At 62.4% G+C, this 210-nt stretch carries 1 protein-coding gene; it reads left to right on the top strand.

Going from position 1 to position 210, the window contains the following annotated elements:
- Window positions 1-210 (top strand): RHS repeat domain-containing protein (locus tag HMPREF2871_RS03910; protein WP_168163335.1); only part of this gene is annotated, 210 nt, incomplete at both ends.

Below are 210 nucleotides of genomic sequence, written 5' to 3'. Positions count from 1 at the left end.
TCTCGAAACCGTTACCGATGCGCTGGGCCATACCACCCGCCACCACTACGACGCAGCAGGCAACCCCGTCCGTACCGACTATCCCGACGGCAGTCACGAAACCTTCGAATACGACCGCCTCAACCGGCTGACCGCCCACATCGACGGACTTGGTGCCAAAACCGCTTACGAGCTCGCAGTGGACGGACTGCCGCTCAAACGCACCAACGC

This window comes from Neisseria sp. HMSC067G12 (assembly GCF_001812725.1).
GTDB classification, from domain to species: Bacteria; Pseudomonadota; Gammaproteobacteria; order Burkholderiales; family Neisseriaceae; genus Neisseria; species Neisseria perflava.
The sequence above is the reverse complement of the archived record's forward strand: the minus strand, read 5'-3'. Positions and strand labels throughout refer to the sequence as shown.